A 25,422-nucleotide genomic window follows, 5' to 3' on the forward strand; every position below is an offset into this window, starting at 1 on the left:
TTCATTTTAGCGCTTTGCAGGGCCGAACTGGCGGGCTACTTCTTATCAGCCTTGGCCGGCTTGGCCTTCTTGAGATCCTTGACGTCCTGCAGGGTGATGGGGGTCGGCTCCAGCTTCCACACCTCGCGGGCGTAGTCGGCGATGGTGCGATCCGAGGAGAAGCGGCCGGAGTAGCAGATGTTCAGCCAGGCCTTCTTGGCCCACGCCAACTCGTCGGCGACGTAGTCCGCGACCATGCGGTCGCGTGCCTCGCGGTAGGAGGCGTAATCACCGAGCACGTAGTAGGTGTCCTGGGCGTGCTCCCCGAGGCCGTCGAGAAGCGAGGAACGCAGGTCACCGAACAACCCGGAGTTCTCGTGACCCAAGGTGCCGTCCCACAGTGCGTCGAGCACGCGCGACAGGCCGGGCACGGTGGTGTAGAGCTCGCCCGGGTTGTAGCTCTGGCGCAGCTGGGGGAGCTCCTCGATGCGGGCGCCGAAGATGTAGGCGTTCTCCTCGCCCACGGCATCGACGATCTCCACGTTGGCGCCGTCCATGGTGCCCAGGGTGAGCGCGCCGTTCATCATGAACTTCATGTTGGAGGTACCCGAGGCCTCCTTGCCGGCCACGGAGATCTGCTCGGAGATGTCGGCGGCCGGGATGATGTGCTCGGCGGGGGAGACGTTGTAATTCTCCACGAAGACCACCCGGATGATGTCCTTGGTGGCAGGATCGTTGTTGACCAGCTCGCCGATGGCGTTGATGAGCTTGATGATGGCCTTGGCACGGTCATAGCCCGGAGCGGCCTTGGCGCCGAAGATGAAAGTGCGCTTTGGCACCTCCTCGCCGTCCTCCTTGATGCGGAAGTAGAGGTCCAGCACGTAGAGGGCGTTCATGAGCTGGCGCTTGTACTCGTGCAGGCGCTTGATCTGCACGTCGAAGATGGAATCCGGGTCCACTTCCGCGCCCTGGTGATCCTTGATCCAGACGGCGAAGTCCACCTTGTTCTTGTGCTTGATCTCGATGAGCTTGCGCAGCACCTTCTCGTTTTCAGCCAGCGGGGCGAGCTCGGCGAGGTCACTCAGGGAGGTCACCCAGGCATCGGAGCCGGCCTGCTTGGTGAGCAGCTTGGCCAGGCGCGGGTTGCACATCTTTAGCCAGCGGCGCGGGGTAACACCGTTGGTCTTGTTGTTGAACTTCTCCGGCCACAAGTCGTGCCACTCGGAGAGCGTATCTGTCTTGATGATGTCGGTGTGCAGGGCAGCCACGCCGTTGATGGAGTAGGCGGCGTAGCAGGCGATCCACGCCATGTGCACGCGGCCGTTGGAGACCGGAGCCATGTAGTCGATGCGTCCCTGATCCAGGCCGCGGGCGGCCATATCCTCGCGGAAGCGGCGATCGATTTCTGCCACCAGCTCCCAGATGCGCCAGAAGAGCTTCTGGAAGATGGAGACTTCCCAGCTCTCCAGGGCCTCGGCCAGCACGGTGTGGTTGGTGTAGGCGAAGGTCTCCGTGACCACCTTCCAGGCATCATCCCAGCTCATCCCGTGCTCGTCGAGAAGCAGGCGGAGCAGCTCCGGAATAGCCAGCACGGGGTGGGTGTCATTGAGCTGGATGCAGTTGTACGTGGCAAAGCCGCGCAGGTCATCGCCGTGGTGGGCCAGGTAGTTATCAATCATCTGCTGCAGGGATGCGGAAACGAAGAAGTACTGCTGGCGCACGCGCAGCACCTTGCCCTCGTAGGTGGTGTCGTTGGGGTAGAGCACGCGGCAGATGTCCATGACGCGCTCGCGTTCAACGATGGCGTCGGTAAAGCGCTGGGAGTTGAAGGCGTCATAGTCGAACTCATCAATGGGCTCGGACTTCCACAGGCGCAGCGTACCCACGTTGTTGGTGCCGTAGCCGGTAATGGGCATGTCGTAGGGGATGGCGCGCACGTCCATGTCATCGAAGTGCACGCGGCGCTGGTCGGAGGCGCGGCGGATGATGAAGTCGTATCCGTTCTCCATCCAGGCATCCGGCTCTTCCTTCTGGAAGCCGTTGACGAAGGACTGGCGGAAGAGTCCGTAGCGATAGAGCAGGCCGTAGCCGGTCACCGGGTAATCCTGGGTGACCGCGGAGTCCAGGAAGCAGGCGGCCAGGCGACCCAGGCCGCCGTTGCCCAGGGCGGCGTCGTGCTCGGCCTCGAGGACATCACTGAGCTCGTGGCCGGCCTCCTTGGCGGCGGCGCTGGCCTCGTCCACGAGGTCGAGGTTGGTGAGGTTGTTGAGCAGGGCGCGGCCCTGCAGGAACTCCGCGGAGAAGTAGTGCTGCTGGCGAGCGCCCGCATAGGCCCGGCGGGTCGCCTCCCAGTTATCGGCGATCTGGGCCATGACGGCGGCGGAAAGCCCCGACCAGAACTTGCGGTTGGTGGCCGCGTCCGGGCTGACACCCGCGGCGGCGCGCACGTGGGAAGGAACGACTGAGTGGAAGGCGGAATGCTTGGGCTGGGACATGTCAAACCTTTTTCGTTGCTTAATGTGCTTAAAGGGAAACAAGACGCTAGCTTAACTGCAACCAGCAGTGCCCGCAGGCTGCGCCTGCAGCCGGTTGCAGGCCGGAGGCCGCTGGGGTGCTAGTGCGGCAAGGCCGCTGGGCTGCTGGTGTGGCAATGCCACTGGGCGCTAGTGCGGCCAGAGATAGGTGAGGATCGCCGCGGCCGCGGCCTGAGTGGCGGAGTCCATGGTGGGGGTGTACTCCGGCAGGAAGGTGGACTGGTGGTTTACCGGCGGGTTATCCAGCTGGTGGGCTGGGGTGGAGCCGATGAACCAGAAGTAGTAGGGCACGCCCCAGGCCTGCGGGAGATAGCAGAAGTCCTCGGAGGCGGTGGAGGGCTGCGCGGTGGCGGAGAGCTCGCCGAAGGCTGCGTCGAAGACCTCGCGCACCTCGGCGTGCACGCGCGGATCGTTATCGGTGACTTCGCCGTGGGCGAAGTACTCGAAGGTGGGCTCGTCCGGCGCACCGGAGGCCACGCATTCTGCGCGCACCATGCGCTCGAGGGAGGCGTAGACGTGCGCGGCCAGCTCCGGCTTGTAGTAGCGGGTGTTGAGCACGAGCTCCGCGGAGCCGGGGATGATGTTGTTTTTGTCCCCGGAGTGCAGCTCGCCGACGGAGATGACAAAGAAATCGTGCGGCGCCACCTCGCGGCCGACGATGGCCTGCAGGCGAGTGACCACCATGGCGGCGATGTAGGTGGGGTCGATGGCCTCGTGCGGCATGGAGGCGTGCGCGGATTTGCCGGGGATGCGGATGCGCAGGGAGTCGCAGCCAGCCATGATGGGGCCGGGGCGGGACTGCACGTGGCCGGCTGGGCCGGGCATGACGTGCTGTGCCAGGCAGATATCGGGGGTGGGCACGCGCTCGAGGAGGGAATCGCGCAGCATGAACTTTGCGCCCATGGAGGATTCCTCGGCCGGTTGGAACAGCGCCATGAAGGTGCCGGACCAGGCGTCGCGGTGGGCGTCGAGAAGCGCGCAGGCTCCCAGCAAGGCGGTGGCGTGGACGTCGTGGCCGCAGGCGTGCATCTTGCCGTTGGTGGCGGCGTAGCTCGCGCCGGTCTCCTCCACCACGGGTAGGGCGTCGAAGTCCGCGCGCATCAGGGCGGTGGGCCCGGTGCCGTTGCGGAAGATGGCCACCATGCCGTAGCCGCCGATGGAATCGACGATCTCGCACTCGAAGCCGGCGAGCTTATCCCGGATGCGCGCTGCGGTGCGCTCCTCCTCGTGAGAGAGCTCCGGGTGGGAGTGGAGATCCTCGTAGAAGGCCTTCTGCCAGCTGAGATCGGCGCGGTGCTGGGCGAGCAGCTCGGCGATGTCCGCCGCGCGCTGTGAGGCCGATGAGACTGCAGAAGAAGAGGAAACAGTGGGCTGCGTCATAGCTGCACTCCTTATGGTTAGGGTAGGGTTACCTACATGCCAAAGATTCAGTTTGATGTGCTGGTGCCAGACGCTCAGTCTGAGCGTGTAGCCGAGATTTTCCAGACCGCCACCGACAAGCTCGCGGCCGCCGGTTCCTTGAGTGCAGCTAACGTTACTCGGGTCACAGAGGCCACCTTCCCAGAGGGTCTGGAAGAGCAGCTGCGCCAGACCTACCGCGACGAGCACGAGGACCACGAGCTGGAAAACGCCAGCGTGTGCCGCTACCTCATCGCGGTAGAGGGGCTAAGCGGTTCCGTCAATCAGCTGGCCATGGTGCTCTCGCGCCTGCTCACCCCGCAGGCGGTGCTGCCCAAGGACCACGTCCTGCTGGAAGATGAGCTCGCCCACGAGCGCCCGGCCATCTTCCCGTGGGCCCTGCAAGTCGCGCCCTAAGCGGCGTGCGCCTGCCCATCTAGGGTCTATCCCTGGGCCCCGGCCTGGGCCATGACATTCCGGGCGGCCTGCGCCAGCTGCTCGGTGACGCTGCCTTCGCCGCTGAGCTCGGCGCGCAGCGCCTCGATGGCCGGGGCGTCCTCGGCGAAGGAACCGGCGATGATCGCCACGGGCACATCGTGGGCCGCAGCCAGCTCGCTCACGGTGCCCACCACCTTGCCGGTGAGTGACTGCTCATCAAAGCGGCCCTCGCCGGTGATGACCAGATCGGCCTGCGCAATCTTGTCCTCCAAGCCCAGCGCCTGCGCCACAAATGCACCACCCGGGGTGACCTTGATGTGCTCCTCGTTGCCCCACATCGTGGTGGAGAGCCAGCGCAGCGCGATGGGCAGCCCGCCGGCTGCGCCGAAGAATTCGGTTTGCGGATCGGTGTCGGTGGCCTTGCACAGCTGCAGCAGGGCGCCGGCCAGCAGCGCAATTTGCTCGCCTTCGGCACCCTTCTGCGGGGCGTACATGGTGGCCGCCTGCACGGGGATGGCCCGGGTATCGGCCAGCAGGGTGTAATCCAGCATCGCCGCCTTCATGTTGAGCTGGGCGGTGTCGATGTGATCCACGCGCACCAGGGGAGCGCCACCCTTGGGCAGGGCGTAACCGCGCTCGTCATGGGCCGCGCCGCCCAATGCGGTGACAATGCCCACCCCGCCGTCGGTGCTCGCGCTGCCGCCCAGGCCCAAGATGATGTGCTTGGCGCCACGCGATTCGGCGTCGGCAATGAGCACGCCCGTGCCATAGGAATCTGCATGTAGGGGGTCGAGGGTGCCTTCCACCGCGGGCAGGCCTGTGGCGGCGGCGACATCGATGAAGGCCTGATCGCCGGCCAAAAAGTAGCTGGCCTCGGTGAGGCGCCCCACGGCGTCGGTCGTGGGCAGCGTGACGGTCACGACCTCGTGGCCGTTCAGGCTGGCGGCGTTAGCCAGTGCTTCGGCGGTTCCCTCACCGCCGTCGGCCATGGGCAGCGTGATGACGGTGGCGTGGGGTGCGGCCTGGCGCACGCCGCCGGCGATGGCGGCCGCTACCTGGGCTGCGCTGGCGGTTCCTTTAAAAGAATCGGGGGCGATGATGACATGCATGCTTAGGAAGTATAGGGCTCACCCGAATGGGTGGGTGCGTGCACTGGTCAGGGCGCGCCGGGGGATAGTGACGCGCCCCACATGACGAATAAATTGCAAAATCGGTTAAACAATAGAAAAGTAAAGGGGGTTCCAAGAATGGGCCCGCGCCTTCGCCCGGGCCACTAGTGAAAAGGAAGGTCTTGATCGTGTCCATCGACCAGCAAATCTCCCAGTATTACGACAAGCTTCTAAAGCGCAACGCCGGCGAGCCGGAGTTTCACCAGGCGCTCTCCGAGGTCTTGGACTCGCTCAAGATCGTCCTCAACAAGGACCCGCGCTACGCCGAGTACGGACTCATCGAGCGCCTCTGCGAGCCGGAGCGCCAGCTCATCTTCCGCGTGCCGTGGATCGATGACAAGGGCGATGTTCAGGTCAACCGCGGCTTCCGCGTCCAGTTCAACTCCGCCCTCGGCCCCTATAAGGGCGGCCTGCGCTTCCACCCCTCGGTCAATCTGGGCATCATCAAGTTCCTGGGCTTCGAGCAGATCTTTAAGAACTCCCTGACCGGCCTGCCTATCGGCGGGGCCAAGGGCGGCTCCGACTTTGATCCCAAGGGCAAGTCCGAGACCGAGATCATGCGCTTTTGCCAGTCCTTCATGACCGAGCTGCACAACCACATCGGCGAGTACCGCGACGTGCCCGCCGGTGACATCGGCGTGGGCGGGCGCGAGATTGGCTACCTCTTTGGCCAGTTCCGCCGCCTAGAAAACCGCCACGAGTCCGGCGTGCTTACCGGCAAAGGACTGACCTGGGGTGGCTCCCTGGTGCGCACCGAGGCCACCGGCTACGGCCTGGTGTACCTGACTAATGAGATGATGCAGACCCATGGCGAGTCCTTCGCCGGCTCCAAGGTTATTGTCTCCGGCTCCGGAAACGTGGCCATCTACGCCGCGCAGAAGGTCCAGCAGCTCGGCGGCACTGTGGTGGCCATGTCCGATTCCTCCGGTTACGTCAGCACCCCCAACGGCGTGGACATCGAGCTGCTCAAGGACATCAAGGAAAAGCGCCGCGAGCGCATCAACATCTACGCCGAAGAGGCCGGCAACGGTGCCGAGTTTCACAAGGGCGGCACCATCTGGGAGGTCACCGCGGACGTGGCCCTGCCGTGCGCCACCCAAAACGAACTCAACGGCGAGGCCGCCCGCACGCTCATTGCCAACGGCGTGCGCTACGTGGCTGAGGGCGCCAACATGCCGTGCACTCCGGAGGCCGTGCACATCTTCCAGGACGCCAAGGTCAACTTCGCGCCGGGCAAGGCTGCCAACGCTGGCGGTGTGGCCACCTCGGCGCTGGAGATGCAGCAGAACGCCTCGCGTGACTCCTGGTCCTTCGATTACACCGATTCTCGCCTGCACACCATCATGTCCAACATCTTCCAGAACATCGACCGTACGGCGAAGGAATATGACATGGAGGGCGACTACGTGGCCGGCGCTAACATCGCGGGCTTCAAGAAGGTGGCTGACGCCATGCTGGCCCAAGGCGTCATCTAAGAAAGGTGCTATCTCAGCCTGAGCTTCGGAATCTAAGCCTGAAGCTCAGGTTGAGATTTTTGCCTGGCGTGCCGCGTGGGAAACCTGTGATATGTGACGGCTTGGTTAGGCTAGGGCCATGTACCGCGTATTTGAGTCCCTCGATGAACTCGTCCGTAACCTCGAACAGGCCTACAGCGTTCCCATGACCGCCAACTGCATGGTGCCCCGCCATGAGATGCTGGCGCTCCTCGACGATCTCCGCAACGCCCTGCCCGTCGAAATGGATGACGCGCAGGACGTGCTGGATAAGCAGGATGAGATCCTGCGCGGCGCCCAGGAGCGCGCGGAGCAGATCGTCTCCGACGCCACCGCTGAATCCGAAGACATCATGGCCCGGGCCCAGGAGGACTCTGACGCCATGCTTTCCGACGCCCAACACCGCTCCACCACCATGGTGGCCCAGGCCGAAGACGAGGCTGCTGGCCTGGTGGAGTCCGCCCGCGCGGACGCCGAGCGCACGGTGGCTCGCGGTAACGAGGAATACGAGCGCGCCGTCGCCGCCGGTCAGGCCGAGCAGGACCGTTTGGTCTCCGAGGCCGAGGTGGTCCGCCGCGCCAACGACGAGGCCCACCGCATTGTGGAGACCGCGCACACCGAGTCAAACCGCCTGCGCACCGAGTGCGATGAATTCGTCGACGCCAAGCTGGGCGAGTTTGAGGCCTCCCTCAACGGGCTGCTGCGCACCGTCAACCAGGATCGCAGCGCCTTGCGCCGCGGCGCCGGGGTGCGCTCCCGCGGCGAGTACCGTGAGCGCAGCGGCGGCGACTACGGCGAAGCCCGTGAATCCCAATCCCGCCCCGCACGCAGCGAGCGGCGCTCGCGCGAGTACTAAACGAGTGTCAGCTGAGCGCTAGAGCTGCCAGCCGCGGGAGCTGCTCGCTCGCGCCGGCTGTTCGAAGACCCTTCGTGGTGGGGACACGGTTTGTCGTACACCGTGCCCCCACCCTGAGGGGTCTTCGCCGTGTGTGGGATCGGCGCCGGCTAGCGAAAAGCGATTGACCACCGCGGCGATTCCCGCGCTGATGGCCGCGGGCAGACCCAACAGCGCCCACTGGGCGGCGAAGAAGGTGGCGTAGGAGGTCTCGAAGGTGGTGGCAGGGGAGACGTCGCCAAGCAGGCACAGGGACTGGAAGCCCGTGGCGGCCAGCATCATGGTGGCCACGGTGAGGAAGGCCCCCGAGATCGATTCCCGCGCGCTCCATGTGATGAGCGAGGCGCAGACGGACACCAGCGCGGAGACCAGCACGGAGCTGATCTCAAAAGGCAGCGGCAGCAGCGCCGCGGCACCGGTGAGCATGCCGCACAGCGCGCCGGCGGCAATGACGTGGCGCAGCCGCAAGCCTTGATCGCCGTAGAAGCTTGGATCGCGGCGCCCAGCCCAGAAGTGGAATCCCAGGCCCGCGGCCGCGAGCAGTCCGGCGGGGATGGCGCAATACACCCCATAGGCGGCGCCGAGCTGGCCCGCTGTGACAGCGGTCAGTGCCTGGCCGGTCTCAAGTGGATTCATGGTGATCCACGCTAGGGGCGCGCACCGGGGCGGGGAAGAGGAACGGGGATAGTGCATACGGCCTTATGCTGGAGTACCCAGCTTCCCTTGAAGTTTGCGTAGTTTCAGTGCTCACAGCGGCCGGAGTAACGCGCCCTGCGCTTACGCGCTGAGGCTGGCGCGGGGGAGACGGGGTAGTGTAGTACACGCTATGAAATCCCCATTGAAGTTTGATGTAGCAGAGCTGCTGCGCAGCCAGGGCTCCGCGGCCATGCCCGAGCACCGCGTACAAACCGGACCGGCGCCGCAGCGCATCGGCGTTGAGATGATCGCCATCGAAGAAGGAACTGAGATCACCGTTGACGCCACCCTGACCCCGCTGGGCGGCGGCGTCATGGTCGATGCCGATGTCACCGGCACCCTTAGCGGCGAATGCGCCCGCTGCCTCAAGCCGCTTCACCCAGAGCTGGACCTGCACGTCTCCCAGGTCTTCGCGGCCGATGAATCCTTCATCACCGATGACGGCGAAGATGACTCCGCCGAGGAGGATCAGGGCTCGGGTGACGAGGTCCCGATGATCGAAGACGACGAGCTTGACCTCCTGCAGACCGTCATCGACGAGGCCGGGCTCAGCTTGCCCTTTGCCCCGGTGTGCGAATCCGGCTGCGACGTGGAGCTGCCCGAGGGCGTGACCACGGGTGTTTCCGGTGAGGAAGAAGACAGGCCCGATCCCCGCTGGGCCGGACTGGAGAAGTTCCTGTGAAGCGCAAGAAGAAGCTCACCGGCGAGGAAGCCCTAGCTCAGGCCTATAACGCCATCGACCACGCCCCGCTGCTGGAATCGCTGGGTGTGCAGATCCAAGACGAGCACCTCTGCTTGGCGCTGACCCACCGCTCCTTTGCCAACGAGAACGGGCACCTACCCAACAACGAGCGCCTGGAGTTCCTCGGTGACGCCGTCCTGGGGCTTTCGGTGGCCTCGAAGCTCTACGAGAAGTACCCCACGCGCCCGGAGTCGGATATCTCCAAGATGCGCGCCTCCATCGTCTCGCGCTACGGGCTCTCCGATATCGCCAGGGAGATTGACCTGGGCAGCTACATCCTGCTGGGCAAGGGTGAGCAATCCACCGGCGGCCGCGATAAGGACTCCATCCTGGCCGATACCACCGAGGCCGTCTTCGGTGCTATCTACCGCGAGCACGGCTTCGAGGTGGCTCGCGACGTCATCCTGCGCCTGTTTGCCAAGAAGATTGACAATGCCGTGGTCTCCGGGCGCCAGATGGATTGGAAGACCAACCTCCAGGAGCTGTGCGCGGAGCTTAAGGCCCCGATGCCCGTCTACACCGCCACCTCCACCGGCCCGGAGCACGATCAGACCTTCGACGCGGTGGTGACCGTCTCCGGGCTGACCGTGGGTAACGGCACTGGCCACAACAAGAAGCTGGCCGAACAGCGTGCTGCCGAGGAGGCCTGCCAGACCCTGCGGGAAACCCCGCTTTTGGTGCAGGGAACCGCCTCCAAGCTGAGCTAGAAGCACCTGACGTGCCGGAGTTACCCGAAGTCGAATCCGTGCGCCGTGGGGTGGAAGAGCACCTGCGCGGGCGCACCTTCACTAGCGTGGAGGTCTTGCATCCGCGCGCCAACCGCGGCCAAGAGGAGCCCCTCGCAGCACTGCTGGTGGGGCGCACCGTGGCTGCTGCCGCGCGCCGCGGGAAGTTCATGTGGCTGGAATTCGCCGACGAGGACCCCAGCGACCCCGGCCGCGACGTGCTCTTTATCCACCTCGGCATGTCCGGGCAGGTCCGCGTGGGCGCGGTGGACTCGCGCCACGTGCGCATCCGCGCGCGCATGGACGATGGCACCCAGGTCAGCTTCGTGGACCAGCGCACCTTTGGCTACTGGCGGGTGGGCCCGTGGGCCTCGATAAGCCACATCGCCGCTGATCCCCTGGAGGCCGACTTCGACGCCGTGGCCGCCGCCCGGCGCCTGCGCTCTAAACGCTCGATGGTCAAAAGCGTGCTGCTGGACCAGACGGTGGTCAGTGGCATCGGCAACATCTATGCCGACGAGGCCCTGTGGGCCGCGCAGATCCCGCCTGTCAAGCGCGCGAATACACTGCGCCAGCGCGACGCCCTGGCGCTTCTCGATGCCGCCTCTTCCGTCATGCGCACCGCCCTCGCTGCCGGCGGGACGAGCTTTGACGCGCTCTACGTCAACGTCAACGGCGAATCCGGATACTTCGACCGCTCCCTGCACGCCTACGGCCGTGGCGGTCAACCCTGCGACCGCTGCGGAACACCTCTGGTAAAGACCGTGGTAGGCGGCAGGGGAACGCACTACTGCCCGGTGTGCCAGGCTGCCTAGCGCTGAGAAGCGCTTCCCAGTACTTTGAGCGACGTACCCGGAGGTGCGAAGAAGCGTAGGGTGGCCAGCGGACGAGAGTCTGCTTGTAAAACCCGATGGAGAAATGAGGGAGACAATGACTTCTGTACTCATGGTGCTTTCTGCAGCACGCCACTGGACCCTGAAGGACGGAACCGAGCACCCCACTGGCGTGTGGGCCGAGGAATTCGTGGTTCCCTACACTCTCTTCGTGGAGGCCGGCTTCGACGTCACCGTGGCCACCCCCGAGGGCAAGACCCCGGTCATGGACGAGGTCAGCCTGGGTGCTGGCGCTGGTAGCCCGGAGAAGATCGAGAAGATTAAGGCCGAGCTGGAGCGCCTGCAGCCGGTGCTCGATCAGCCGACCAACCTCTCCGAGGTCAAGGGCGAGGACTTCGACCTCATCTTCTACCCGGGCGGCCACGGCCCCATGGAGGACCTGGCCCAGGATCCGGTCTCTGGCGAGCTGCTGAGCAAGCGCATGGAATCCGGCCGCCTGCTCGCGCTGCTGTGCCACGCCCCGGCGGCTTCCCTGGCGGCGAAGAAGGAGGACGGCAGCTGGCCGTTCAAGGGCTTCCAGATGACCGGTCTGTCCAACCAAGAGGAGAACTCCAACGAGTTTGCCTCCCAGGCCAAGTGGCTGCTGGAGGATCGCCTCAAGGAAGAGGGCGCGGAGTACTCCCAGGGCAAGCCCTTCGAGTCCCACGTGGTGCGGGACCGCCACCTCTTTACCGGTGAGAACCCGCAGTCCTCGGAGGACCTGGCCCGCGCGGTCATCGCCGAGCTGCGCGGCTAGAAGAGCACTCCTGCGCCCCGGGTGGGTGGAATCCGGGGGCGAAGCACTGCGTAGAGGGCAGGGCTGAAATAGGTAAAGGGAAAGTGCGAGCACTAGGGTGTTACGCATGCAAGAAATCTTTAGCACCGTGATTGGTGCCATAAACTCCACCCTGTGGACCTACGTGCTGCCCTGGGTCCTCATCGCGGCCGGCCTTTTCTTTGGCATCCGCACCGCCGTGGTCCAGATCCGCATGGTCCCGGAGATGTTCAAGTCCGTGGTCGAGCGCCCCAAGGGTGTGGGCGCGGACGAGGACGCCAACTACGGCGGCATCTCTGCGTTTAAAGCTTTTACCATCTCCGCTGCCTCCCGCGTGGGTACCGGCAACGTCGCCGGTGTGGCCGTGGCCATCTCCGTGGGCGGCCCGGGTGCGGTGTTCTGGATGTGGATCATCGCCATCCTGGGCGGTGCCACCGCCTTTGTTGAGTCCACCCTGGCGCAGCTGTGGAAGGTGCGCGACGGTGATGCCTACCGCGGCGGCCCGGCCTACTACATGGCACGCGGCCTGGGCTGGAAACCCTTTGCCGCGGTGTTCTCCGTGGCCATCGCCATTACCTTCGGCTGGTTCTACAACGCCTTCCAGACCAACGCCATCTCCGAGTCCCTGGCCACCTCCTTCAACCAGGACAGCGAGACCTTCAAGGTCATCATCGGCCTGGTCATTGTGGCCGTGGCCGGCCTCATCATTATCGGTGGCGTGCAGCGCATCGCCACGATGACCCAGTTCATCGTGCCCTTCATGGCCGGTGCCTACCTCATCGTTGGCCTCATCGTAGTCATCGTGCACATCGACAAGGTCCCGGACATGGTCGTGGCCATCGTGGGCTCCGCACTCGGCCTGCGTGAGGTCGCCGGCGCCACCCTGGGCGCGGCTCTCATGAAGGGCATCCAGCGCGGCTTGTTCTCCAACGAGGCCGGCGAGGGTTCCGCCCCGAACGCCGCGGCGACCGCCACCGTGTCCCACCCGGTCAAGCAGGGCCTGGTGCAGACCCTGGGCGTCTATTTCGACACGCTGGTCGTGTGTACCATTACCGCCTTTATCATCCTGCTGGGCACCGAGTTTGAAAGCTTCGGATCCGACGCCATTGAAGGCGTCACCCTGACCCAGAACGCACTGTCCGGCACGGTGGGCGAGTGGGGCATCCACTTTGTCACCTTCATCCTTTTCTTCCTGGCCTTCTCCTCCATCCTGGGCAACTACTACTTGGCCGAGTCCAACGTGGAGTACCTCTTCCACCAGAAGTGGGTGCTGTGGGCCTTCCGCCTCATCGTGCTGGCCTTCGTCTTCTACGGCGCGGTGGCCCCGCTGGGCACGGTCTTCGACCTGGCCGATACCGGCGCAGCCATCATGGTTCTGCTCAACATTTGCGCCATCGTCCCGCTCTCTGGCGTGGCTATCAAGCTGCTCAAGAACTACAACGAGCAGCGCCGCAAGGGCATGGACCCGGTCTTCCACCGCGATATGCTCCCGGAGCTCAATAACGTAGAGTGCTGGGATGGCACTGACCCGGTCACCCGCCGCAGTGTTGAGGATCTGCGCAAGGCCGGTCACGAGCGCGACCTGGGTGACCACACCAACCTTCGGGAGTTTTAATCCATGACTGTTCGCATGACCGCTTTTGTTCACGGCACGGTGCAAGGCGTGGGATTTCGCTGGTGGACCCGCTCACGCGCCCTAGAGCTGGGGCTGAGCGGTCACGCGACCAACATGCGCGACGGCCGCGTTCAGGTCGTCGCCGAGGGCCCGCGGGAGGATTGCGAGGCGTTGCTGGCCCTGCTCAATGAGCAGCCCTCCACCACCCGCCGCCCCGGAGCTGTCGAGGCCGTCGTGGTGCAGTGGGGCGAGCCGCGCGGGGAAAGCGGCTTCATCGAGCGCTAGCCGGCTTGGCCGTTAAGCTCTTGCTAGAATCTCACGAATGCACCTGAAATCGCTCACGCTCAAAGGCTTCAAGTCTTTCGCGTCTGCGACCAACCTGAAGTTCGAGCCCGGCATCTGCGCGGTTGTCGGGCCTAACGGCTCGGGTAAATCCAACGTGGTTGACGCCCTGGCCTGGGTCATGGGCGAGGGCAGCGCCAAGACGCTGCGCGGCGGCAAGATGCAGGACGTCATCTTCGCCGGAGCGGGGGACCGCAAGCCGCTGGGCCGCGCTGAGGTCACGCTGACCATTGACAACTCTGATGGCGCGCTGCCCATCGACTACACGGAAGTCTCCGTGACCCGCCGCATGTTCCGCGACGGCGCCAGCGAATATGAAATCAACGGTTCCAAAGCGCGCCTCATGGACATCCAGGAACTGCTGTCTGATTCCGGCATCGGCCGCGAAATGCACATCATCGTGGGCCAGGGCAAGCTCGCCGAGATCCTGGAGTCCCGCCCGGAAGAGCGCCGCGCCTACATCGAGGAAGCAGCGGGTGTGCTCAAGCATCGGCGTCGCAAAGAAAAGGCCCAGCGCAAGCTCACCGGCATGCAGGCCAACCTGGACCGCCTGCAAGATCTCACCGACGAGCTCGGCAAGCAGCTCAAGCCCCTGGCCCGGCAGGCCGAGGCCGCGCGCCGTGCTGCCACCGTGCAGGCGGATCTGCGCGATGCCCGCTTGCGCCTGGCCGGTGACCGCGTGGTGCGCCTGCGCGCGGATTTTGAGGATTCAGAAAAGCGCGCCCAGGTGCTCGCCGAGCAAGTCGAGGAGGTTACTGCCCAGCTGGAGGAGGCCACCGGCCAGCAACTAGAGGTGGAAGCGGAGCTGGCGGAGGTCTCCCCGCAGGCCGAAGCCGCCCAGAAGCTGTGGTTCGATCTCTCCACGCTCAGCGAGCGCATCTCCGCCACCCAGCGCATCGCCGCAGAGCGCGCGAGCAACGTCGGCGCCCAGGTGGCCTACGCCGGGGGAGATCCGGAGGAGCTTGAGGCCCGCGCCCTGCGCGCCGACGAGGAACACGCCGAGCTGCTCATGGTGGCTGAGGAGGCCGCGGAGCGCCTGGACGTCATCCGCGAGGAGGTGGCCCAGCACCGCGCGGCCTTCGAGGAGGCCGAGAAGGAACACATGGCGCAGCTGCGCGCCATCGCGGACCGCCGCGAGGGCGTGGTGCGCCTCATCGCCGCGGAGGAGAACCTCGCCGGCCAGGTCAGCTCCGCCGAGGAGGAACTGGGCCGCCAAGAACACATTGTGGAAGAGACTCGCGCGCGCACCCGGGCCGCCGGTGAGGAAGCCGATGAGGTGGCCACGCGCTTGGACGCCCTGCACAGCGAGCGCGAGCCCCTCGAGGAGGCCCACGTGCGCGCGGCAAGTGAGTCTGGCGCGGCGGAAAAGCGCTTGGAGCAGCTGCGCGAGGGCCAGCGCGAGCGGGAGCGCGCCGTGTATTCCCTGCGTGCGCGCATCGACACCCTGGCTCAGACCGCGCCGGAGACCATCGACCTGGGCGAGGGCTTCCAGCCGCTGGCGGCGTTTATCTCCACCTCCTATGAGAAGGCCGTTGCCGCGGCACTCGGTGGTTTCGCCGAGGCGCTGGCCGGTGACGTGGACGCGGACATCGTCGAGCGCTTGGCCAGGGCCAGCAGAACCGCGCTGGTGGATACCACCGCCGCCGCGGAGTCCCCGTCCGCCTCCTGGCGCCTCGACGCGGACTTGCCCGCCGGGGCCTCGTGGCTGCTCGATCACGTGGCCCTCGTGCCGGAGGTCTCCGCGGCGGTGACCCGCTTGCTTTCCGACGTCGTCCTCGCCCGCGACTTCGCCACCGCCCGCGGCATCGTGCGCGAGGATCCCCGCCTGCGCGCGGTGACCGCCGAGGGCGTCATGGTGGGCGAGAACTGGGTGGAAGCCGGTACGGGTGCGTCCTCCACCGTGGAGGTCACCGCCCAGATCACGGAGGCTGAGGCCCAGCTCGAGGCCGCCCAGCACGAGCTGGAGGAGCTTTCCGGCACCCTGGAGGGCGCGAAGATCGCCGCCGAGGACTCCCGGGTGACCGCGGCCTCAGCCAAGGCTGCACTGCGCGAGCACGACACCGAGGTCGAAGCCTGGCGGCGTGACCACCAACGATTGCTCAAGCAGCACGAGGCCAACAAGGCCGAGCATGACAAAGCCGCGGCCCGCGCCACGGAGATCGAGGCCAAGCTCATCTCCCTGCGCGAGGAGCTGGCCGAGGCCCGCGAGCGCCTGGCCCGCGTGGACGATGAGGACAACGCCGACGAGCCCTCCTCCGCGGAGCGCGACGCCGCCTCGGCCGCCCTGGAGCAGGTCAAGGCGATGGAGATGGACGCCCAGCTGGCAGCGCGCACGGCCCAGGAAAGGGCGGGGCAGGCTGCGGGCAAGGGGGACGCGCTGCGTCGCCAAGCAGAGCACGAGCGCCAGGCCAAGGCGCGGCACGAGCGGGCCATGGCACGCCGCAAGGCGCAGGCGGCGCTGGCGGCAGCCGTGGACAAGCACGCCCGGGATCTGGCCGCGCGCACGGAGCAGGCCTTGGAGCGCGCCACCGAGCAGCGCGATGAGCTCATCGCTCAGCGCAGCCTGCTGAGCACCCGGCTGCAGTCTGCCAAGCAGGCGGTCTCGGCGACTCGCCAGCAGCTGGATAGGCTGACCAACTCCGCGCACAGCTCGGAGATTGCCCGCTCCCAGGCGCAGGTGCGTGTGGATGAGGCCGAGGCGAAGATCGTGGAGCAGCTGGGCATTGCCATCGCGGATCTGCTGCGGGATTACACGCCGGGGGAGGACTTCGACCGCAAGGCGGAAAATGCCCGGCTTAAGCAGGCGGAGAAGGATCTCAACGCGCTGGGCAAGGTCAACCCCCTGGCCTTGGAGGAGTACAAGGCGCTGGAGGAGCGTTACTCCTTCCTTTCCACGCAGCTGGATGACGTCATTCAGGCGCGCGAGGATCTCACCGGTGTTATTGAGGACGTCGATAAGCAGATCCTGCAGCTGTTCACCGACGCCTGGCACGACGTGGAAGCAGAGTTTCCCAAGGTTTTCCAGACGCTCTTCCCGGGCGGCGAGGGCCGGCTCATCCTGACCGAGCCGGATGACATGCTGGCCACCGGCATTGAGGTGGAGGCCCGCCCGCCGGGCAAGAAGGTCAAGCGGCTCTCGCTGCTCTCCGGTGGCGAGAAGTCCCTGACCGCCCTGGCGATGCTGGTGGCCATCTTCCGCGCGCGGCCCTCGCCCTTCTACGTCATGGATGAGGTGGAAGCCGCGCTGGACGACGTCAACCTGCGCCGGCTCATCGCCCTGTTTGAGGAGCTGCGCAAGGACTCGCAGCTCATCGTCATCACACACCAAAAGCCCACGATGGACGTGGCTAACGTGCTCTACGGCGTGACCATGCGCGGCGACGGCGTGACCCGCGTGATTTCTCAGCGCATGACGCGTGCCGGCGATGCCCCCGGTTCCGATGCCGCCGCTGCCGATGCCGCGCGCCTGGGCGTTGATGCCCCTCGCGATTAGGCGTGGATGCGGCCGGCCCCCAGGCCAAGGTGCTGTCCAGCTTCTCGCCCGGCCCCAAGCCAAAAGTCTGATCCTGAAAAGCTGAACCTGCTGGTGGGAGATCGCCGTGGCGAGAATCCCGGCGGAGGCGAGCAGGAGGTTCAGCTTTCCAGGTTCAGCTTTTTAGGTTCAGCCATCTAGAAAGGCATCGAGGAAAGCTTCTGTCACGCGGGTGGGCTCTGCGCGTCGAGTACTCCATTCGGGGCGGTGACCCCAGCTGCGAACTCTGGGCCTGATGAGTGAGACGAGTGCGGCAGGAAAGAATCGGTGCCTGTGCTGCCTGTGGCGGACAAGCCTGGCACTATAGAGGGCATGAATAGTACTGTCCTGTGGATTCTTATTGCCTTGATTGTTGTCGTGGCCCTGGTTGTCCTTCTGGTGACCGTGGGCAAGAAGCGCGGTGAGTCAAAGAAGGTTTCTTTTGAAAAGCCTGCTGAGGAGCCGAAGCAGCTGACCCAGGAGCAAAAGTCTGGAAACTATCAGGCCAAGTCCGGTTTCAACTTTGCCCCGGCAGGCGGCGGTGCGCAGAACGACACCCAGAAGGAGCCGGTCCGAGTGGACAAGGCTCCGACGAGTGGCAAGGCCGCCGAGGCGCCGAAGGCTGAAGACAAGCCCGCGCAGCCCAACGCCACGAAGATTGCGAACCAGCAGTTGGCAGGGGAGAAGCCCCAGAAGGTGGAGGAGCCCGCAAAACCCGCCAAGCCTGCAGCACCCGTTGAGGACGCCCCAGTAAAGAAGGAGGAGCCGGTACAGCCGGTCAAGCAGGAGGCTGAGGCGGCTGACCAGCCTGCCGCACCGGTGGAGGATTCGGCTGAGGAAAAGCCTGTTGAAGAGACTGCTCAGGTAGAGACTACTGAGCCGGAATCTGCTGAGCCGGAATCCATCGAGGAGGAAGCCGAGCAGGAAGAGCCCGTCCCGGCCGCGCCCGTGGAGGAAGCAGATGCAGCAGAGGCGCCTGCGGGGCAGGATGCCACTGCTCACAAGCAGGCGGAGTCCGAGGCGCCGGTGACGGAGGAGGAACTGGCCCAGGCAGAGGCCACCGAGGCCGCGGCCGCCGCGAGCGCGCAGGCTGCCTCCGCGGATGAGGCCCTGGCCACCGAGCCGGAGCAGCTCGAGGTCTCTGAGGATGCGGAGGTCGTCGAAGCACCCGAGCAGCCGAAGGAGCCGCAGGAGCAGATCGCACCGGCCGCCGGCCGCCTGGGCAAGCTGCGTGGCCGCCTCTCCCGCTCGCAGAACGCCATCGGCCAGGGCCTGATGGGCATCCTTTCCGCTGGTGACCTCGATGAGGACGCCTGGGAGGAAATCGAGGACACCCTCATCATGGCGGACCTGGGCACCAAGTCCACTCTCAAGGTCACGGAGCTTCTGCGCGATAAGATCGCCGAGCGCGGCGTGAGCAGCGAGGACGAGGCCCGCGCGATGCTGCGCGAGGCGCTCATCGAGGTCGGCCACCCGGAGATGGATCGCTCCATCAAGGCTATGCCCAACGAGGGCAAGCCGGCCGTCATCATGGTGGTTGGTGTCAACGGCACCGGCAAGACCACCACCACCGGCAAGCTGGCCCGCGTGCTGGTGTCCATGGGCCACAACGTCCTCCTGGGAGCGGCCGATACCTTCCGTGCAGCCGCGGCGGATCAGCTCGAGACCTGGGGCCGCCGCGTGGGCGCGTCCACGGTCCGTGGCAAGGAGGGCGCCGACCCGGCCTCCGTGGCCTTTGACGCGGTGGCTGCCGGCGTGGAGCGCGGCGTTGATGTCGTGCTTATCGATACCGCAGGTCGCCTGCACACCTCCGTGGACCTCATGGACCAGCTGGGCAAGGTCAAGCGCGTGGTGGAGAAGAAGACGGACGTGGATGAGGTCCTGCTGGTCCTTGACGCCACCGTGGGCCAAAACGGTCTGGCCCAGGCCCGCATCTTCCGTGAGGTCGTCGACATCACCGGCGTGGTGCTCACCAAGCTGGATGGCACCGCCAAGGGCGGCATCGTCTTCCAGGTGCAGGAGGAGCTCGGCGTGCCGGTCAAGCTCGTCGGTTTGGGCGAGGGCGCAGATGATCTCGCCCCCTTCGAGGTGGAGGGCTTTGTCGACGCCCTCCTCGGTGAGCGCTAGTCCACCACCGCAGCGCCTGAACGCACAAGCTCCCGCACGCCCCGTGCGGGAGCTTTTCTTATGCTTTGCTCAGGTCGTCCTACGGCGGTAGTGAGCCAAAGGTGAGAGCGGTGCGTGCCCGGCGCCATGCTGGTGCTAAAAGCCCAGGGCAGAGGTGGTATTTAGTCTTCTAGAGCACGTCGCTAATGTGCTTTGGCTTGAGTCACAATGCTAATGTGGGAACGTCGACTTTAATGCTTGCTGTTAAAAACAGCTCAAATCAACGGTTCGTGAGGCTGATTTCGTGACACTACTGTATGTTGTCCTCCTCGCAGCTGTCGCAGTGGCACTAGCACCGGCAACCGTCAAGGTTGCTGACCGCGCCGCCGGCTATCCACTAGCCGGCATTTTTCTTGTCGCCGCGGCACTTCTCGCAACAACGTTTCCCTCGCTCGCGCGGGGAGAGGAGATTGTTTACAGCGTTCCCTGGGTACGCGACGTCGTAGCAACCGGCATGGACGTCTCCATCGCCTTCCGCGGTGACGCGTTGGGCGTGTTCTTTGCCATGCTGGCGCTCATCATTGGCGCGGTGGTCTTTTGCTACTCCGCGGCCTACCTGCCCAAAGGAAAAGGAAACCGCAGCTTCTACGTGCTGATGACCGCCTTTACCCTGGCCATCCTGCTCCTGGTGCTGGCCAACGACGTGGTCATCCTCTTCCTGGCCTGGGAACTGGTGTCGCTGGCGTCCTTCATGCTTATCGCGCGCAGCGGTAAGTCGGGCGAGGCGGGCTCGCAGCGCACCCTGATTCTCACCTTCATCGGCGGCCTCACCCTGCTGTCAGCCATGGCGATTGCCGCCACCGCCGCCGGCTCCACGAACCTGGAAACCATCCTGGCCTCCGAGGTGTGGGAGACCAACCCCGGCCTGACCACCGGCGTAGCGCTGCTGGTGGCGGTCTCCGCGTTTACCAAGGCCGCCCAGTTCCCCTTCCACTTCTGGCTGCCTGAGGCCATGGCGGCGGCCACCCCGGTCTCCGCCTTCCTGCACGCCGCCGCGGTGGTCAAGGCCGGCGTGTACCTGCTCATTCGCTTCTCGACGATCTTCCACGACGTCGCCGCCTGGAACTGGCTGCTCATCGTCGTGGGCATGGGCACCGCGCTGATGTCGGCGGTCTTCGCCGTGCAGAAGACGGACCTGAAGAAGCTCACCGCCTACTCCACGGTCTCCCACCTGGGATGGATCGTGGCCACCATCGGCGTGGGCACCCCGTTTGCCATCGCTGCCGCCCTGGTGCACACCCTGGCGCACGCGCTGTTCAAGTCCTCCATCTTCATGCTCATCGGCGTGGTCGACCACGAGACTGGCACGCGTGACATTCGCCGCCTCGGCGTGCTGTGGAACAAGCTGCCGTGGACCTTCGGCTCGATGCTCATCGGCGCGGCCTCGATGGCCGCGGTCCCTCCGCTGTTCGGCTTTGTGTCCAAGGAGGGCATGCTCACCGCCTTCGAGGAGGCCCCCATCGGCACGGTGGGGCAGTGGATCCTGCTGGCCGTGGCCGGCATCGGTGCCTTCTTCACCTTCACCTACTCGGCCAAGATTATCTTCGGCGCTTTCTTCGACGGCCCCCGCGACATGGAGGACGTCCACGAAGCGCCTGTGCGTCTCTGGCTGCCGGCCGCGCTGCCCGGCGTGATGTCCCTGCCCATCGTCTTCGTCATGGGCCTGCTGGACAAGCCCTTAGACTTGATGACGGCCAGCGTGGGCATGGAGGGCCACGCCCACCTGGCGCTGTGGCACGGCGTGACCGTCCCGCTGGTGATCTCGGTGCTGGTGCTGGTGGCTGGCGTGGTGGGCGTCGTCAAGCGCAACGCCTTCTGGGCCGCCATGGAGGAGCGCGAACTGCTGCCGCGCACCGGCAACGAGCTGCTGCGCTCGCTGCAGCGCGGATCCGCCACCTTCGGCCGCTTCGTGGGCCGCATGTCCGATACACACAACCCCTCCAAGCTCATCCTGCCCATCGTGCTGCTGGTCATCATCGTGGCCGGCGCGGCGCTGATCAGCGAGGGCGTGGATGGCGTGCCGCTCAACCCGCGTGTTGACGGCCTGGATAACCCGTGGGATCTGCTCCCGCTGGGCATCGTGGGGCTGTCCATGATTGGGCTCATCCGCACCCAGAACCGCCTGACGGGTGCGGTGATGATCGGCATCGCCGGAACCGGCGTGACGCTGCAGATGTTCCTGCTCGGCGCGCCGGACGTGGCCCTGACACAGTTCACCGTTGAGGCGCTGTCTGTCATCGTCATGATGATGGTGCTGCGCTACCTGCCGGAGAAGTTCCACCCGGTGCACAAGAAGCGCAAGGCGGGCGCGGCGGTGATCGCGGTGTTGGCCGGTGTGGCCGCCTTCCTCGGCGTGTGGGCGCTCATGGGCCGCCACGAGCGCTCGGATCTGGCCATGTGGTACCTCAACAACGCCCCGGATATCACCGGCGGCGACAACGTGGTGGCCACCATCATCGTGGAGTTCCGTGCACTCGATACCCTGGGCGAGCTCTCCGTGCTGGGCATGGCCGCCGTGGTCATCGCCGCGGTCACCTCGACGCTGCCGCGCTTCCCCTTTGCCTCGGGCACTCGCCCCGCACCCTTCGGCCAGTCGCAGCTCAACTCCGTGCCGTTGCGCAAGGGCATTGCCATTGTCATCCCGATCCTGGTTGTCCTGTCCATCGTGGTCTTCTACCGCGGGCACCAGGCCTCCGGCGGCGGCTTCCCAGCGGCGCTCATCATGGGCGCGGCCATCGGCCTGACCTACCTCTCACGCGGCTCGGATGAGATTGTCTTCGGCCGCATGACGCCGATTCACCTCACGGGCGTGGGCATCATCGTGGCGCTGACCGCCGGCTTCATCGGCTACATTCCCACCAGCCACGGCGCGAGCGGCTTCCTCACCGCCATCCACGGCGAGGCGCTGGGCCAGCACTGGACCACCTCGCTCATCTTCGACCTCGGTATCTACCTGGCGGTGCTGGGCATGCTCACCATGGCCATCAACGCGCTGGGCGGCTACCTGCGCCCGGGCACCGAGCGTGATTACCTGCCGTGGGTGCACGACGATGATTCCGCGCTGCCAAACACTCCGCGCGTGGTGCTTGACGACGTCGACGATCCCTACCCCGAGGCCATCAACCCCTCGAGCAACCCGCTGGCGCTGCTCAATAAGAATGAGGCCCGCACCATCAACAATTCACCTCGCGCGAACTCGAAGCGAGGTGAGGAGAACTCATGATCCTCGCACTGACCATTGCACTACTCATCGGTACCTCGGTGTACCTGATCCAACAGCGCGGTCTTGTCCACATCGTGCTGGGCATGATGGCCTTTGGCCACGGAGTGAACCTGAGCCTGCTGGCCACCGGCGTGTACTCCTACCGCGGTGAGTCCTTCCCCTCGCAGGTCCCCATGGAGCAGATGGGCGACCCTCTGCCGCAGGCCTTCGTGCTCACGGCCGTGGTGATTTCCATGGCCACCTCCACGATCCTGCTCACCATGGCGGCCATGGGCGCTAACGATGACACCGACGTGGTGGAGCCGGTGGATGACAACACCATCGACCACGCCTTCTCCACGCTGGGGCGCGACTCGCAGAACCGCGAGATCCTGCAGCGCTCCGCCAACACCATGGACCGCATTAAGGAACTCGAGCAATCCGAGGGAGGGGAGCACTAAATGAATGACACGATGAGTGCACTGCTGCCTCTTTTCCCGGCGGTTCCGTTGGTTTCCGCCGCGCTGGCGCTGATGGCGCCGTGGCCGAAGGTGCGCGACACCATCATGCTGCTGGTGCCTGGCGTGGGTATCTTCGCCGCGTTCGGCCTGCTGCTGTACTGCATGGACAACGGCCCGGTGGCCCACACGGTGGGCAACTACCAGGGCAACGTGGGCATTCCCTTCCTAGCGGATTCCTTCTCCGCGGTGATGATTCTCACCACGATGATCGTGGCCTTCGGCGCGAACTGGTTCGCCATCGTGGGCGGCGAGACGAAGTCGCGCTATTACCCCTCGCTCACGCTGATTCTGATTACGGGCGTGTGCGGCGCGCTGCTCACCGCTGACCTCTTCAACTTCTTCGTGTTCATCGAGGTCATGCTGCTGCCCTCCTACGGCCTCATCACGATGTCGGGTACGTGGTCGCGCCTGGCGGCCGGCCGCGCCTTCGTGCTGGTCAACCTCTTCGCCTCCACGCTGCTGGTGCTGGGTGTGGGCTATATCTATTCGGTGACTGGCTCAGTCAACATCGCCGCCCTCGAGGGTGCTGCGGCCGGCAACGGCCCGGCCACGGTGGCCGCTGGCCTGGTGATCATCGCGATCACGGCCAAGGCCGGTGTGTTCCCGGTGCAGTCCTGGCTGCCGCGCACCTACCCGGGCACCTCGGCGGCGGTCATGGGCCTGTTCTCCGGCCTGCACACCAAGGTTGCGGTCTACATGCTCTACCGCCTGTGGGTCCACCTCTTTGACATGGATCAGCGCTGGGGCACCCTGATCATCGTGCTCATGATCATCTCGATGATCGTCGGCGCCTTTGGCGGTCTGGCGGAGAACTCCATCCGCCGCGTGCTGGGTTACCAGATGCTCAACGGCATGCCCTTCATCCTGGTCATGATGGCCTTTACCACCCACGACGCCGAGCGCGCCCTGGCCGCGGGCATCATCTACACCGTGCACCACATGCTCACGGTGGGCTCGCTCATCCTGGCTTCGGGTGCCATCGAGGAGACCTACGGCACGGGCTTGCTCTCCAAGCTCTCGGGCCTGGCGCACCGCGATCCCATCATCGCCTGGATCTTCGCCGCGGGCGCTTTCTCTGTGGTGGGCTTCCCGCCCTTCTCCGGCATGTGGGGCAAGGTGCTCATCGTCCTGGAGGTCGCGCGCACCGGCGGGCTCAAGGCGTGGATTGTCATCGCGGTGATCATCGTGGCCTCCTTTGCCGCCTTCCTGGCTATGCTGCGGGTGTGGCGCAACGTCTTCTGGGGCAAGGATCTGCCCAAGGAGAAGGTGCCCAAGGAGCTGGTGATTCGCAAGAAGCTCATGGCCCCCTCGGCTGCGCTAATCCTGGGCTCGCTGACCATGTTCTTCGCGGCCGGCCCGGTCATCGCGGTGGCCACCCACGCCGCGGAGGATCTCCTCGATACGCAGGCTTACACTGAGGCCGTGCTGGGGGAGGAGCCCGTGGCGCTACCTGATATCGACTCCATCCAGGAGGGACGCTAGATGAAACTCGCACTGCATTCCGTGGTTTATGCGGCGTGGCTGATCAAGGAGATCTTCGTCGCCGGCTTCACCCTGGCCCTGGAGGCCTTCAAACCCAAACCCCAGTACCACCCGGTGGTGGTGCGCTATCCGTTGCGCATTACCGACGCCTGGGAGATCTTCTGGTTTACCTCCTCCATCACCGCCACCCCGGGCACGCTCTCCCTGGGTCTGCGCGAGCCGATCGCTGAGGGCCTGCCGCGCATCGTGCTGGTGCAGGCCGTCATGGGCGATGACCCCGTGGAGATCATGGAATCCCTGGCGGACATGGAGGAGCGCCTGGCTCCGCACGTCAAGGACATTGACTATGGCGTGCCGGGCCAGCGCGATACCAAGGAGCTCTCCGAGGAGTTCTACGAGTACCCGCTGGAGACCCTCGGGCGCTACATGCGCTCGCCGGACTTGGCACAGACGGATGATACGCCGCTGGCCGCAGACAAGACCGAGAAGACCCCGGCGTGGCCGCTGCGCGCGCAGGGCAGTGAGTCCAAGGGCGCCCAGGCGGGGCCGACAAAGCAGCGAAAGGACGAGAAATAATGTTCGATCTCGCTTCGATGAGTGCCTTTGAGTGGGTCGTTATGGTGTGCGTGTTCATCATGGGCGGCGCGGTGCTCGCGGCCATTGGCTTGGCGCTGCGCTCCCGCGACGAGCTGACCCGCACGGTGATGTCTGACCTGGTGTTCTACGGCATGTTGTGCATGTACATCGCCTGGGCCATGACCAACCACGCCTCGATCCTCTATGACATCGCCATGCTGGGGGCCATCGCCGCGGGCGTGCTGCCCACGCTGTCCATGGCCCGCATCATCTCCAAGGGTAGGAGGTAAA

20 protein-coding genes are annotated in these 25,422 nt (G+C 65.4%); 16 read left to right on the forward strand and 4 right to left on the reverse strand.

Annotated elements, in window-relative coordinates; translation table 11 throughout:
- Positions 1-35: 35 nt before the first annotated feature.
- Both Q4E25_RS02205 and Q4E25_RS02210 read right to left on the reverse strand, forming a co-directional pair.
- Positions 36-2,474, reverse strand: coding sequence for a glycogen/starch/alpha-glucan phosphorylase (locus Q4E25_RS02205; RefSeq protein WP_303153558.1), 2,439 nt, complete (start codon positions 2,472-2,474; stop codon positions 36-38).
- Between the two features lie 168 nt (positions 2,475-2,642).
- Positions 2,643-3,893: an amidohydrolase gene (locus Q4E25_RS02210; RefSeq protein ID WP_303153560.1), complete on the reverse strand. Its 1,251-nt coding sequence runs from the start codon at positions 3,891-3,893 to the stop codon at positions 2,643-2,645.
- A gap of 36 nt (positions 3,894-3,929) precedes the next feature.
- On the opposite strand from Q4E25_RS02210, the gene Q4E25_RS02215 reads away from it, so the two are divergent.
- Positions 3,930-4,328, forward strand: a complete 399-nt coding sequence (locus tag Q4E25_RS02215; protein WP_303153561.1) for a hypothetical protein — start codon at positions 3,930-3,932, stop codon at positions 4,326-4,328.
- Positions 4,329-4,354: 26 nt separating this feature from the next.
- On the opposite strand, the gene Q4E25_RS02220 is transcribed toward Q4E25_RS02215, so the two are convergent.
- Entirely contained in the window at positions 4,355-5,458 is a 1,104-nt protein-coding gene (locus Q4E25_RS02220; RefSeq protein WP_303153562.1) for a glycerate kinase, read from the reverse strand.
- A 188-nt stretch (positions 5,459-5,646) separates the two neighbouring features.
- Between Q4E25_RS02220 and gdhA the strand changes: the two genes are divergently transcribed.
- Both gdhA and Q4E25_RS02230 read left to right on the forward strand, forming a co-directional pair.
- Positions 5,647-6,993, forward strand: coding sequence for an NADP-specific glutamate dehydrogenase (gene gdhA, locus Q4E25_RS02225; RefSeq protein ID WP_303153563.1), 1,347 nt, complete (start codon positions 5,647-5,649; stop codon positions 6,991-6,993).
- A gap of 118 nt (positions 6,994-7,111) precedes the next feature.
- Positions 7,112-7,867: a DivIVA domain-containing protein gene (locus Q4E25_RS02230; RefSeq protein WP_303153564.1), complete on the forward strand. Its 756-nt coding sequence runs from the start codon at positions 7,112-7,114 to the stop codon at positions 7,865-7,867.
- Positions 7,868-7,885: 18 nt separating this feature from the next.
- On the opposite strand, the gene Q4E25_RS02235 is transcribed toward Q4E25_RS02230, so the two are convergent.
- Complete coding sequence (locus Q4E25_RS02235; protein WP_303153565.1) at positions 7,886-8,542, reverse strand: hypothetical protein; 657 nt, start codon at positions 8,540-8,542, stop codon at positions 7,886-7,888.
- 190 nt (positions 8,543-8,732) lie between these two features.
- Between Q4E25_RS02235 and Q4E25_RS02240 the strand changes: the two genes are divergently transcribed.
- The 13 genes from Q4E25_RS02240 to Q4E25_RS02300 all read left to right on the forward strand — a co-directional run bounded on the left by Q4E25_RS02240 (position 8,733) and on the right by Q4E25_RS02300 (position 25,421).
- Complete coding sequence (locus Q4E25_RS02240; RefSeq protein WP_303153566.1) at positions 8,733-9,284, forward strand: DUF177 domain-containing protein; 552 nt, start codon at positions 8,733-8,735, stop codon at positions 9,282-9,284.
- A complete protein-coding gene (rnc, locus tag Q4E25_RS02245; protein WP_303153567.1) occupies positions 9,281-10,051 on the forward strand; it encodes a ribonuclease III in 771 nt (256 codons plus the stop codon). Before Q4E25_RS02240 ends, rnc begins: the two co-directional genes overlap by 4 nt.
- Positions 10,052-10,062: 11 nt before the next feature.
- Positions 10,063-10,884, forward strand: coding sequence for a bifunctional DNA-formamidopyrimidine glycosylase/DNA-(apurinic or apyrimidinic site) lyase (mutM, locus tag Q4E25_RS02250; RefSeq protein WP_303153568.1), 822 nt, complete (start codon positions 10,063-10,065; stop codon positions 10,882-10,884).
- A 115-nt stretch (positions 10,885-10,999) separates the two neighbouring features.
- Complete coding sequence (locus tag Q4E25_RS02255; protein WP_303153569.1) at positions 11,000-11,698, forward strand: type 1 glutamine amidotransferase domain-containing protein; 699 nt, start codon at positions 11,000-11,002, stop codon at positions 11,696-11,698.
- Positions 11,699-11,804: 106 nt separating this feature from the next.
- The gene (locus tag Q4E25_RS02260) at positions 11,805-13,331 is read left to right on the forward strand and encodes a sodium:alanine symporter family protein (protein WP_303153570.1); all 1,527 of its coding nucleotides are present in this window, start codon (positions 11,805-11,807) and stop codon (positions 13,329-13,331) included.
- Between the two features lie 3 nt (positions 13,332-13,334).
- The gene (locus tag Q4E25_RS02265; RefSeq protein WP_303153571.1) at positions 13,335-13,616 is read left to right on the forward strand and encodes an acylphosphatase; all 282 of its coding nucleotides are present in this window, start codon (positions 13,335-13,337) and stop codon (positions 13,614-13,616) included.
- Positions 13,617-13,653: 37 nt separating this feature from the next.
- Complete coding sequence (gene smc / locus Q4E25_RS02270) at positions 13,654-17,166, forward strand: chromosome segregation protein SMC (protein ID WP_303153572.1); 3,513 nt, start codon at positions 13,654-13,656, stop codon at positions 17,164-17,166.
- Between the two features lie 351 nt (positions 17,167-17,517).
- Positions 17,518-19,311, forward strand: coding sequence for a signal recognition particle-docking protein FtsY (ftsY, locus tag Q4E25_RS02275; protein WP_303153573.1), 1,794 nt, complete (start codon positions 17,518-17,520; stop codon positions 19,309-19,311).
- Positions 19,312-19,594: 283 nt separating this feature from the next.
- Positions 19,595-22,573: a DUF4040 family protein gene (locus Q4E25_RS02280; RefSeq protein WP_303153574.1), complete on the forward strand. Its 2,979-nt coding sequence runs from the start codon at positions 19,595-19,597 to the stop codon at positions 22,571-22,573.
- On the forward strand, positions 22,570-23,013 hold the full coding sequence (locus tag Q4E25_RS02285) for a cation:proton antiporter subunit C (RefSeq protein ID WP_303153576.1): 444 nt from the start codon (positions 22,570-22,572) through the stop codon (positions 23,011-23,013). The genes Q4E25_RS02280 and Q4E25_RS02285 overlap by 4 nt, the downstream gene beginning before the upstream one ends.
- Positions 23,014-24,555: a monovalent cation/H+ antiporter subunit D family protein gene (locus Q4E25_RS02290; protein ID WP_303153578.1), complete on the forward strand. Its 1,542-nt coding sequence runs from the start codon at positions 23,014-23,016 to the stop codon at positions 24,553-24,555. It abuts the gene before it with no gap.
- A complete protein-coding gene (locus Q4E25_RS02295; protein WP_303153580.1) occupies positions 24,556-25,131 on the forward strand; it encodes a monovalent cation/H+ antiporter subunit E in 576 nt (191 codons plus the stop codon).
- Positions 25,131-25,421, forward strand: a complete 291-nt coding sequence (locus Q4E25_RS02300) for a cation:proton antiporter (RefSeq protein ID WP_303153581.1) — start codon at positions 25,131-25,133, stop codon at positions 25,419-25,421. The genes Q4E25_RS02295 and Q4E25_RS02300 overlap by 1 nt, the downstream gene beginning before the upstream one ends.
- Position 25,422: the final 1 nt, after the last annotated feature.

The sequence above is a fragment of the Corynebacterium sp. genome (assembly GCF_030532325.1).
Lineage (GTDB): Bacteria > Actinomycetota > Actinomycetes > Mycobacteriales > Mycobacteriaceae > Corynebacterium.